At 49.7% G+C, this 11652-nt stretch carries 7 protein-coding genes; 5 read left to right on the forward strand and 2 right to left on the reverse strand.

Translation table 11 applies throughout. The features are described 5' to 3' along the window. Positions 1–69: 69 nt before the first annotated feature. Positions 70–495, reverse strand: a complete 426-nt coding sequence (locus tag QUA54_RS02615; RefSeq protein WP_333413046.1) for a universal stress protein — start codon at positions 493–495, stop codon at positions 70–72. Between the two features lie 348 nt (positions 496–843). Continuing rightward, positions 844–2151, reverse strand: coding sequence for a histidinol dehydrogenase (gene hisD, locus QUA54_RS02620; protein ID WP_333413048.1), 1308 nt, complete (start codon positions 2149–2151; stop codon positions 844–846). An 876-nt stretch (positions 2152–3027) separates the two neighbouring features. Between hisD and rpsT the strand changes: the two genes are divergently transcribed. The 5 genes from rpsT to QUA54_RS02645 all read left to right on the forward strand — a co-directional run bounded on the left by rpsT (position 3028) and on the right by QUA54_RS02645 (position 11563). Continuing rightward, on the forward strand, positions 3028–3330 hold the full coding sequence (gene rpsT, locus QUA54_RS02625; RefSeq protein ID WP_172186467.1) for a 30S ribosomal protein S20: 303 nt from the start codon (positions 3028–3030) through the stop codon (positions 3328–3330). Positions 3331–3603: 273 nt separating this feature from the next. Next, positions 3604–4383, forward strand: coding sequence for a TatD family hydrolase (locus QUA54_RS02630; RefSeq protein WP_190745716.1), 780 nt, complete (start codon positions 3604–3606; stop codon positions 4381–4383). Positions 4384–4984: 601 nt separating this feature from the next. Next, a complete protein-coding gene (rpoB, locus tag QUA54_RS02635) occupies positions 4985–8371 on the forward strand; it encodes a DNA-directed RNA polymerase subunit beta (protein WP_333189347.1) in 3387 nt (1128 codons plus the stop codon). A 141-nt stretch (positions 8372–8512) separates the two neighbouring features. Continuing rightward, complete coding sequence (locus tag QUA54_RS02640) at positions 8513–9604, forward strand: HNH endonuclease (RefSeq protein ID WP_333413051.1); 1092 nt, start codon at positions 8513–8515, stop codon at positions 9602–9604. Between the two features lie 84 nt (positions 9605–9688). After that, on the forward strand, positions 9689–11563 hold the full coding sequence (locus QUA54_RS02645) for a DNA-directed RNA polymerase subunit gamma (protein ID WP_172186462.1): 1875 nt from the start codon (positions 9689–9691) through the stop codon (positions 11561–11563). Positions 11564–11652 lie beyond the last annotated feature (89 nt).

The raw sequence follows: 11652 nt of genomic DNA on the forward strand, positions 1-11652 counted from the left end.
TGAATATTTGCCAAAATGGAATTACCGTGCTGTTCCGACAATTGAGTAAATAGTGAAGTTATTAAATTTTCATTCCTTAGCCCGCACTACCAACACCGAACAAGGAGCCTCAGCCACAACCTCCGCACTCACCGAACCCTCCAAAATTCGCTTTAAACCAGTCAAACCCCGACAGCCGATCGCAATTAAATCCGCCTTATAAATATTAGCCAAACGCAAAATTTCCTCTGCTGGCTCCCCTGACACAATTTCTAAATCGCTCTGGCAAGGCAACTTTTCCTGATAAGATTGCAGTAACTTCTCCACTTCTCGGTAAGCAATTTCATCTCCCTGAGCGTGAGGTCGATCGACAACCGTGTCAAAATCCAACGTACCAGAACTGACAACATGAACTAGAATCACCTTTGCCGTCGGTTCTAGCTGAAATTGCCCTACAACTTGCAATACCTGAGTCGCTAACTCTGAATTGTCGATCGCTACCAAAATAGTATTCAATACCGTGCACCTTTAAATCTCAGATAGTAGACTTTAAATTTATCCTTGATTGTCGCCTACTTTCCACAATTTCGCGCTGCCCACCAACATCATCATTACCTACGCACAAACCCGGTTTCTTAACATAATTGCGTCATTTAAGCCAGATACTTGAAGAAACCGGGTTTCTTAAACCCGCAGTCCGTAAGTAGGTAGGTGCAAATAAACTTTGCCGCCTGTCACAGAATGTAAAGCTACCGTAATCGCCAGCGAATTGCTTCGTTTGACTGCGTTTCACTCGTTTTTGACTACTTATGTATTTTCCCGCTCATCTACTTAAATCTCGATCGCCAATCCCAAATCTACCATCTAAAAATCACCCTCATTTTCTGTCCGCAGCCGCACCGAATCAGCATGAGAAGGAAGCCCCTCTGCTTCGGCTAAAACATTAATCGCCCTACTCACCTTCTTAAGTGCAGCAGGCGAATATTGAATCAAACTCGAATGCTTCATAAAAGTTTCCACACCCAGCGGGGACGCATAGCGCGCAGCCCCAGAAGTCGGCAAAGTGTGATTCGGGCCAGCCAAATAATCACCTACAGCTTCCGGCGTCGAGCAGCCCAAGAAAATCGCCCCAGCGTGGCGAATTTGGTCGAGCAAAGCCCAGGGATCTGCAACTTGCAATTCCAAGTGTTCCGGGGCAAACTCGTTAGAGAGTTCCGCCGCCGCTTTGAGCGAGTCAACTACCACGACTAAACCATAGTTGGCGATCGCCTTTTCTGTTAAAGTTCGGCGCGGGTGATTGGTCAACTGTCTGTCTACCTCAGCAACCACTTTCCTCGCCAGCACCGAATCCGCCGTCAGCAAAATTGCCGACGCCATCGAATCGTGCTCAGCTTGAGCCAACATATCCGCAGCTACGTGTACAGGATTAGCCGAGCCGTCTGCTACGATCAGCACCTCCGACGGGCCAGCCAGAGAATCGATCCCCACCGTCCCGTAAACCAGTTTTTTAGCCAGGGTGACGTAAATATTCCCCGGCCCAGTAATTAAATCCACCTTCGGAATAGTTTCCGTACCGTAGGCTAAAGCTGCGATCGCCTGCGCCCCGCCTACCCGATAAATCTCATCAACTCCCGCTTCCTGAGCCGCCACCAGCACCGCAGGATTCATTTTCTTCTCCTGTCCGGGGGGAGTACACATCACCAGTCTCGGAACCTTGGCGACCTTCGCAGGAACCGCATTCATGATCACCGAGCTTGGATAGGACGCCTGACCGCCAGGAATGTAAATTCCCGCTCGATCGACCGGGGTGTAGCGTTTGCCCAAAACAATCTCGTCATCACCAAACTGCACCCAAGACTTCGGGACGCGCTGTCGGTGAAACGCCTCTACCTGTTTGCAAGCCAGCCGGATTGCATTTAATAATTCTTTCGACACCTGCTGGTAAGCAGCATCCAATTCGGCGCCGCTCACCCGTAAATCTTCCACATTTAGGGTCATGCGGTCAAATTCAGCAGTGTAGTGCAGCACAGCCTGATCGCCTCTGCGCCTTACAGCTTGCAGCACCTCCCGCACGGTGGCTTCTTTGTGAACAACAAGTTCGTCATGGGTGCGATCGCAGATTCGTCGCAGTTCAGCTTGTGCCTCAACCCACTGAGTAATGATTCGCAGCATGGAGATTAGGAATGCCGTCTATAAATTCACTAACATTTGCTTGACAATTGGGGATTTTTGTGGCGCTCGATTTCCTGCAGAAGTAGGTCACCACCAGTCCACAAGCTTAAACCGCGAGACTCGCGGCATTTGCAAAGGCTTCAGTGCAGCGTTTAAATCTCTGTCGAGTATTTTGCAACACTGAGGACAAGTCACAACCTTTCTGAGGAATTGTGCGCCATAAAACCGGGTGCGGAGGGAGAGGGTTCGATCCCAGAGCGGGAGAGTGTCCGAGCCCGAGAGTGAGTGAGGGGGAGAGTGTGCAAGCGGGAGAATTTTGATTCTGCCTTCTACCTTCTACCTTCTACCTTCTGCTCCGGCTACCTTGTACCTTCTACCTTCGGTAAGTGCTTCTTGCCGAACCCCAAATAACCCGTACTCTTTGTTATAGCTTAACTTGGATTTTTCAGGGAATCACATTCTTTGCAGAATAGATGCTATATTAGTTTTTCCAACACCTGATAATTTTTTTATAAAAAAACGCCAAATTATTGTATACTTGAAAATTGCGCGCAAGAAACCGTGACTTTAACTCGTGACTGTGGAAACACCGCAAAACGCCTTCTTAACACCAGTGTCATACCTTTGGGTATCGTCAGGGATACAAAGCAGGCAGTTAAATGAGTCAATAAAAAATTATTGCGCGGGCGATCGCCAAAAAATACCCACAGACTCAGATTTATCTGAGCGAATGGAGAGTGGCTGTCTGACTCAGCCGTTTAAAATCAAGCTTTTTGCGGATCGATCCCGAAAAGGTTGTCCTTCCAAATCCCCGTGTCTTGAGACTGTCTTGAGACTAAGGTGTATCAATGAATACCTACTTCCAGCAACTGAACTATGGCTAATATTAAGTCCGCCGTCAAACGAGTCAAAATCGCCGAACGCAACCGCTTGTACAACAAATCTTACAAGTCAGCGGTCAAAACTTTGATGAAGAAGTATTTTGCGACAGTTGACAAATACGCCGCAGCTCCGAGCCCTGAATTAATGCAAGAAGTCCAGCAGCGAATGTCTGAGGCCTACAGCAAAATTGACAAAGCTGTCAAAAAAGGTGTACTCCACCGCAACAACGGCGCTCGCAAAAAGTCCCGCTTGGCAAGAACCCTCAAGCCACACGAAGCATCCTCGGTAGCATCTTAAGACAGAAGGAAGTTCGGCAACGGATTGTGTACGGGATTTAATGGATTTAATCGATTTTGAGGGAAGAATTCAAGCGTGAAGTTCGGCAACGGATGGTGTATGCGATTTAACGGATGGATACTGAGGGAAATAAGGAAGAGGAAAGATTTTTCCTACTCTCCCCCTCTCCCAGTCTTCCACTTGCTTGCAGTCTCCCACTCCCCACTCTCGCCCTCTCGCCCTCATACCTCACCCACTGGGACTCTCCCGTATCACCTCTAATCTGCTTCCCCCATGCAGCTCATCGACACTCACGTTCATATCAACTTTGAAACCTACAAATCTGAGTTAGAAGCCATTCGAGAACGCTGGCGCGAAGCTGGTGTAGTTCGGCTGGTTCATTCTTGTGTAGAGCCAGAAGAGTTTGCCGGAATTCAAGCAATCGCCAATCAGTTTGCCGAAGTCTCCTTTGCGGTGGGACTCCACCCCCTAGATGCCGACAAGTGGAAAGACGAGACTGCGAGCCAGATTAGGGAATTAGCAAGTTCGGACTCTAGGGTAGTGGCGATCGGCGAAACCGGACTGGACTTTTATAAAGCAGACGATCGAGAACACCAGTTTAAAGTGTTTGAGGCACAGCTTGAAATCGCCCAGCAACTTGACAAACCAGTCATTATCCACTGTCGCGACGCCGCCGCCCCAATGGCCGAAATGCTGAGGAACTTTTGGCAAACACGCGGGCCAGTGCGCGGGGTCATGCACTGCTGGGGAGGTACACCCGAAGAAACCAAGTGGTTTTTAGACCTAGGTTTCTACATCAGTTTTAGCGGCACAGTCACCTTTAAAAAAGCCTTGCAAATACAAGAATCAGCTTGTATGGTAAATAGCGATCGCATCCTAGTCGAGACAGATTGCCCTTTTCTCGCCCCCGTACCCCAGCGGGGAAAACGCAACGAACCAGCCTACGTCTACTATGTAGCCGAACAAGTTGCTAAATTGAGAGGAGTTTCTCTCTTAACTTTGTCCCAGCAGACAACCGAAAATGCGTGTCAGCTATTCGGTTTTTCAGTTTAGCTATAGAAGAACAAAGAAACGATGAAAACAGGTCGATTTAGGGGCCAGCGATAGAGAAAATCCCATTTATATCCTGCAGAAAAACCGGATTCATCCTTTATTGGAGATTCTTTTGGCGTTGCCTGCTGCGATCGGATTTGCGTCCTATAATAAAAAGAACCGACCGATCGGGCGTTGGCTTACTATCCGCGACTGCGATGTCGCCCGGGAAATGCCAACACAACGCGAGTACGCTAACCTTCGGGATCGGCAAAAACTTCACGCAATACCTCAAAATTTCACGCTCAAACTTACACATCAGAAAAAACTTGGAAACTCAGCAATTTGGCAATAGCTGTCAAGTCAATTTTAGGAGTCAAAAGTGTAGAAATTTTATCCTGGAACACCACGATATCGGAGCTAAAAGCATCTCAATCGAAGCCAAAATCAGCATAAAACTTATGCGAGCAACCAGCACAAATAACCGTTGCAGCAGTTGGCAGGATCGCAAAAATATCATATAAATTCTCTCACACAATCCATCAAAAAAACGCAACAAGGTAAAAAAGCCAAGCCTTGGCGCCATGTAAAAAGCTAGAGCCACTGCGAAAAAAGGATACCCATGACCACTAAAGATTACACAGAATTCGCCTTCACCTTGCCCGACCTGATCGAAATCCAGCGGGCAAGTTTTCGCTGGTTTCTAGAAGCCGGGCTGATCGAAGAACTCGACAGCTTCTCCCCGATTACAGACTACACGGGCAAGCTGGAACTCCACTTCATGGGCAAAGACTTCAAACTCAAGCGCCCGAAATACGACGTGGACGAAGCCAAGCGCAGGGACAGCACCTACTCGGTGCAAATGTACGTACCCACCCGCCTGATTAACAAAGAAACAGGGGAAATCAAAGAACAAGAAGTTTTCATCGGCGATTTGCCCCTGATGACCGAGCGCGGCACTTTCATTATCAACGGCGCCGAACGGGTGATTGTCAACCAAATCGTGCGATCGCCCGGGGTCTACTACAAATCAGAAACCGACAAAAACGGTCGCCGTTCGTATAACGCCTCGCTGATCCCCAACCGAGGTGCGTGGCTGAAATTTGAAACAGACAAAAACGATTTAGTCTGGGTCAGAATCGACAAAACCCGCAAACTCTCAGCCCAGGTGCTGCTCAAAGCTTTGGGACTCACAGACGGCGAAATCTACGACTCCCTGCGACACCCGGAATACTTCCAAAAAACGATCGAGAAAGAAGGACAATTCGGCGAAGAAGAAGCTTTGATGGAGCTCTACCGCAAACTGCGTCCCGGCGAACCCCCCACCGTGGCGGGCGGCGAACAGCTCCTCAACTCGCGCTTTTTCGACCCCAAACGCTACGATTTGGGCAGAGTCGGCCGCTACAAACTCAACAAAAAATTGCGATTGACAGTCCCCGATACCATGCGGGTGCTGACATCGCAAGATATCTTGACGGCGATCGACTACTTAATTAACCTCGAATTCGACATCGGCTCTACCGACGACATCGACCACTTAGGCAACCGTCGCGTCCGCAGTGTCGGAGAACTGCTGCAAAACCAAGTGCGCGTCGGCCTCAACCGCTTAGAACGGATCATCCGCGAAAGAATGACCGTCTCCGATGCCGACTCCCTCAGCCCCGCTTCTCTGGTCAACCCCAAACCGCTGGTAGCAGCAATCAAGGAATTCTTCGGTTCCTCCCAGCTATCCCAGTTCATGGATCAAACCAACCCCCTAGCAGAACTGACGCACAAGCGCCGGCTTTCAGCCTTAGGTCCAGGAGGTCTGACACGGGAACGCGCCGGCTTTGCGGTGCGAGACATTCACCCGTCCCACTACGGCCGGATTTGCCCGATCGAAACACCAGAAGGCCCCAACGCCGGTCTGATCGGTTCCTTGGCAACCCACGCCCGCGTCAACTCCTACGGGTTCATCGAAACTCCTTTCTATCCAGTAGAAAAAGGACAGGTGCTGCGCGACAAAGCCCCCGTTTACATGACAGCCGATGAAGAAGATGATTTGCGCGTCGCCCCCGGAGACATCAGCCTCGACGAAAACAACAACCTCTTGGGCGAAACCGTAGCCGTCCGCTACCGCCAAGAATTTACTACCACCACTCCGATGCAGGTGGACTACATGGCGATTTCGCCCGTGCAAATCGTCTCCGTGGCGACATCGCTGATTCCGTTCCTGGAACACGACGACGCCAACCGAGCTCTGATGGGATCGAATATGCAGCGGCAAGCTGTGCCGCTGCTGAAACCAGAACGGCCCCTAGTCGGTACGGGCTTGGAAGCTCAGGCAGCGCGAGATTCCGGGATGGTTGTGGTTTCCCGGATTAACGGCGAGGTAATTTACATTGACGCTACCCGAATTATTGTCAAACCCCTAGCTGTGGATGCCGAATCGAATTCCAGCGAAGAACATTTCCTGATTCGGGAATACGACGATCTCAAAGTCAAACAGCCCTCGGTTTGGAAGCAAAAATATGCTGGCTGCATCGAACACGAACTGCAAAAATATCAGCGCTCTAACCAAGATACTTGTTTAAACCAGCGTCCGCTGATTTATGAGGGCGATCGAGTAGTTGCCGGTCAAGTTCTCGCCGACGGTTCCTCCACTGAAGGGGCAGAACTCGCTCTGGGCCACAACATCCTCGTAGCTTATATGCCTTGGGAAGGCTACAACTACGAAGACGCGATGCTAATTAGCGAGCGTTTGGTGTACGAAGATGTCTACACTTCGATCCACATTGAAAAATACGAAATTGAAGCCCGCCAAACCAAACTCGGCCCCGAAGAAATCACTCGCGAAATTCCTAACGTCGGCGAAGACGCGCTGCGCCAGCTAGACGAACAGGGCATTATCCGCAAAGGTGCCTGGGTAGAAGCCAGCGACATCCTAGTCGGCAAAGTCACCCCCAAGGGCGAATCCGACCAACCGCCGGAAGAAAAACTGCTGAGGGCAATCTTCGGCGAAAAAGCCCGCGACGTGCGCGACAATTCCCTCCGCGTCCCTAACGGCGAAAAAGGCCGCGTGGTGGACGTGCGGGTGTTTACCCGCGAACAGGGCGACGAACTGCCTCCCGGCGCCAACATGGTCGTCCGCGTCTACGTAGCTCAAAAACGGAAGATTCAAGTCGGCGACAAAATGGCCGGCCGCCACGGAAATAAGGGTATTGTGTCCCGGATTCTACCGATGGAGGATATGCCCTACTTACCCGACGGGACTCCCGTTGACATAGTGCTCAATCCCTTGGGCGTACCGTCGCGGATGAACGTAGGTCAGATTTTTGAGTGCTTGCTAGGATGGGCCGGCGAAAATCTGTCGATGCGGTTCAAGATGGTGCCTTTTGATGAAATGCACGGCGCTGAAAAGTCGCGGGAAACCGTACACGGCAAGCTGCAGGAGGCGCGCGAAAAAACCGGCAAGCCTTGGGTGTTTAACGAAAAGCACCCCGGCAAGACTATTGTCTACGATGGCCGAACTGGGGAACCGTTCGATCGCCCCATCACCGTCGGCATAGCCTATATGCTGAAGCTGGTGCACTTGGTAGACGATAAGATCCACGCCCGCAGCACAGGCCCTTACTCGCTGGTAACGCAGCAGCCTTTAGGCGGCAAAGCGCAGCAGGGGGGTCAGCGGTTCGGGGAAATGGAAGTCTGGGCTTTGGAAGCGTTCGGCGCAGCTTATACTTTGCAAGAGTTGCTGACTGTCAAGTCGGACGATATGCAGGGCAGAAACGAGGCTTTGAACGCCATTGTTAAAGGCAAAGCCATTCCGCGCCCCGGTACGCCGGAATCTTTCAAGGTGCTGATGCGGGAGTTGCAGTCTTTGTGCTTGGATATTGCCGTGCACAAGGTGAATACATCTGACGAGGGCAGCGAACACGTTGAGGTGGATTTGATGGCGGATGCTGGGGGCAAGCGATCGCCCTCCCGGCCTACTTACGAATCGCTTTCTCGTGACGAACTTGACGAGGATTAGGCATTAAAGATTAAAGATTAAAGATTTTTTGACAGCATTCAATTCTTTAATCTTTAATCGACAATCTCAAATTAAAATGCCTCAGCAGTGGTACGAACACTGGTGAGGCGAATCAACGCTCTAAAGAGGAGAGACGCTGACATGACTATTGTAACAGTTGTCCCAGGAATAGAAGGAGAAGTTGACCGGGCGACTGGCTGTATTAACTGGCGAGGGAGCAAGTTTGGCAACGGTTACGCGCGCAAGTGGCTCGAAGGCAAAACGGTATTAGTCCATCGATTAGTCCTCGAATCAAAAATAGCAGGATTCCTCGGTTCCGGTTATTTTGCTTGCCACATCTGCGACAATCCAAGCTGCATCAACCCAGCACATCTCGTCGCTGGAACTGCGGCTGAGAATACGCAGCAGATGATGGGGCGCGATCGCAAAACTCCCAGACGCAAAAGTATTCCGGGTATTGGCCAACTCTCGATCGAACAACTGCGGGAAATTCAGCGTCAATATTTAGCTGGAACCATCAAAAGCCACCTAATAAAAGAGTATGGCGTACACTATGAAACTATTACTAAGATACTTCAGGCAAAAATTCCCCATAACTTCACTACAGTTCCCCCCGGTTTTGTAGGAGAAATTCAAGACAGCGGCTGCATAATTTTTCAAGGTGCAAAGGATGGTCGAGGTGGTTATGGCAGGTACTTTAAAAATAGGAAATCCCAATCAGTTACTCGTGCTGTTTTAGCAGAGAAATTAGGATGTGCAGTTCCGACTTCGATAGATGCTTGTCATACTTGCGATAATCCCAGTTGTATTAATCCAGAACACCTTTGGGGTGGAACTCGCACTCAAAATTTATTAGATGCTTCTAAGAAAGGACGCACTCAAGGCAAAAGTCATCCCCTTTCCAATGCCAAATTAGACTGGGAAAAGGTGCGAGAAATTCGACAAAAACTAGCAGCAGGACAGAGAGTGAAGGATGTAGCTCACGAATACAGTGTTGGTCGCAAAACCATACACGATATTAAGTATCACGTCACTTGGAAGGAAGCAGGCGAAGAGGTTCCAGTTCCTCGCATGGGTGGATATCTCGATCGCAAATTGACTTTCGAGCAAGCTCTTGAGGTACGAAAAAGAATTAGAGGTAGAGAATCAATCTCTAAAATCGCTGATGACTTTGGAGTATCGTCAAGTGTCATCTCTGATATTAAAAACCACGTCACATATAGAGGAGTATAACATTGATTTAAGCCGTGAAACAAGCCAACAAAAAAGATAAACTACCACAAATAATCGACTGTAAATTATCAATTGGAGTCAAGAATGGCTAAAATAGAACAACGCTTTGATTACGTCAAGATTGGGTTAGCTTCACCAGAAAGAATTCGACAGTGGGGAGAGAGAACTTTACCCAACGGTCAGATTACTGGAGAGGTGACAAAACCGGAAACCATAAATTATCGCACGTTAAAACCTGAAATGGATGGCTTGTTTTGCGAGCGCATTTTTGGGCCTGCAAAAGATTGGGAATGTCATTGTGGCAAGTACAAACGAGTTCGCCATAGAGGCATTGTTTGCGAGAGATGCGGTGTTGAAGTCACTGAATCTCGCGTCCGCCGTCACCGGATGGGATTTATTAAATTAGCAGCTCCAGTAGCTCACGTTTGGTATCTCAAAGGCATCCCGAGTTACATGGCAATTCTATTAGATATGCCGCTGCGAGATGTCGAACAAATCGTGTATTTCAATGCCTACGTTGTCCTCAATGCAGGTAATGCAGAGAAGCTGCAATACAAGCAATTGCTCACGGAAGATGCTTGGCTGGAAATAGAAGACGAACTTTACAGCGAAGATTCCACACTCACAGGTGTAGAAGTGGGGATTGGTGCTGAAGCTTTGCAAGTTTTGCTGCAAAATATTCCGCTAGAAACTGAAGCGGAAAAGCTGCGGGAAGATATTGCTAATGCTAAAGGTCAAAAGCGGGCGAAGTTGATTAAACGCTTGCGAGTTATTGACAACTTCATCGCTACGGGTTCTCATCCCGATTGGATGGTGCTCAATGTGATTCCGGTGATTCCCCCGGACTTGCGGCCGATGGTGCAGTTAGACGGCGGGCGTTTTGCAACCAGTGACCTCAACGACCTCTATCGGAGAGTCATCAACCGCAATAACCGCTTGGCGAGACTGCAAGAAATTCTGGCGCCGGAGATTATCATCCGCAACGAAAAGCGGATGCTGCAAGAAGCTGTGGATGCGCTGATTGACAACGGTCGCCGGGGCCGGACGGTGGTGGGGGCAAACAACCGCCCGCTGAAGTCGCTGTCGGACATCATTGAAGGGAAACAAGGTCGCTTCCGGCAAAACTTGCTGGGGAAACGGGTTGACTACTCCGGACGTTCGGTGATTGTGGTGGGGCCGAAACTGAAAATTCATCAGTGCGGTTTGCCGAGGGAAATGGCGATCGAACTGTTCCAGCCTTTCGTCATCCACCGCCTGATCCGCCAAGGATTGGTCAACAACATCAAAGCTGCCAAAAAACTGATCCAGCGCAACGATCCCAGCGTTTGGGACGTGCTTCAGGAGGTGATTGAAGGACACCCGGTAATGCTAAACCGGGCGCCGACGCTGCACCGTTTGGGGATTCAAGCCTTTGAGCCGATTTTGGTGGACGGGAGGGCAATTCAGCTTCACCCGCTAGTCTGTCCGGCTTTTAACGCTGACTTTGACGGCGACCAAATGGCCGTGCACGTGCCTTTGTCTCTGGAATCTCAGGCGGAAGCACGCTTGCTGATGCTGGCTTCTAACAACATTATGTCGCCGGCAACCGGAAGACCGATCGTTACTCCTTCTCAAGATATGGTGCTCGGTTGCTATTACTTGACAGCCGAAAATCCTGATGCTCAAAAAGGAGCCGGTCACTATTTCTCCAACCTCACGGACGCGGTTGTAGCTTACGAACAAGGAGTCGTTGACCTGCACTCTTACGTCTGGGTGAGGTTTCAAGGCGCCATAGAAAACACAGAACCCGAGGGAGAACCGCTAAAGGTGGAACGCTCGACCGACGGTATAGTGACGAAAGAATACAAGTTCCGCCGGGTTCGGGAAGACGGAGAGGGCAAGGTGATCAATCAGTTCATTCGCACTACTCCGGGCAGGATTATCTATCACCAAACCATCGAATCAGTAATTAACAATTAGAAATTGGGAGGAAAATTGGTAAGAGGTAATGGGTAATCGGTAATCGGTAATAACTGACAAATAATCGCTAACAAATAATAGCGACCCAA

The sequence above is a fragment of the Microcoleus sp. MOSTC5 genome, assembly GCF_036701825.1.
GTDB lineage: Bacteria > Cyanobacteriota > Cyanobacteriia > Cyanobacteriales > Microcoleaceae > Microcoleus > Microcoleus asticus.

Bases quoted from the DNA above. Each gene is read 5' to 3' on its own strand.
- hisD (WP_333413048.1), bottom strand. From the start codon at position 2,151: ATGCTGCGAATCATTACTCAGTGGGTTGAGGCACAAGCTGAACTGCGA.
- rpsT (WP_172186467.1), top strand. From the start codon at position 3,028: ATGGCTAATATTAAGTCCGCCGTCAAACGAGTCAAAATCGCCGAACGC.
- QUA54_RS02630 (WP_190745716.1), top strand. From the start codon at position 3,604: ATGCAGCTCATCGACACTCACGTTCATATCAACTTTGAAACCTACAAA.
- rpoB (WP_333189347.1), top strand. From the start codon at position 4,985: ATGACCACTAAAGATTACACAGAATTCGCCTTCACCTTGCCCGACCTG.
- QUA54_RS02640 (WP_333413051.1), top strand. From the start codon at position 8,513: ATGACTATTGTAACAGTTGTCCCAGGAATAGAAGGAGAAGTTGACCGG.
- QUA54_RS02645 (WP_172186462.1), top strand. From the start codon at position 9,689: ATGGCTAAAATAGAACAACGCTTTGATTACGTCAAGATTGGGTTAGCT.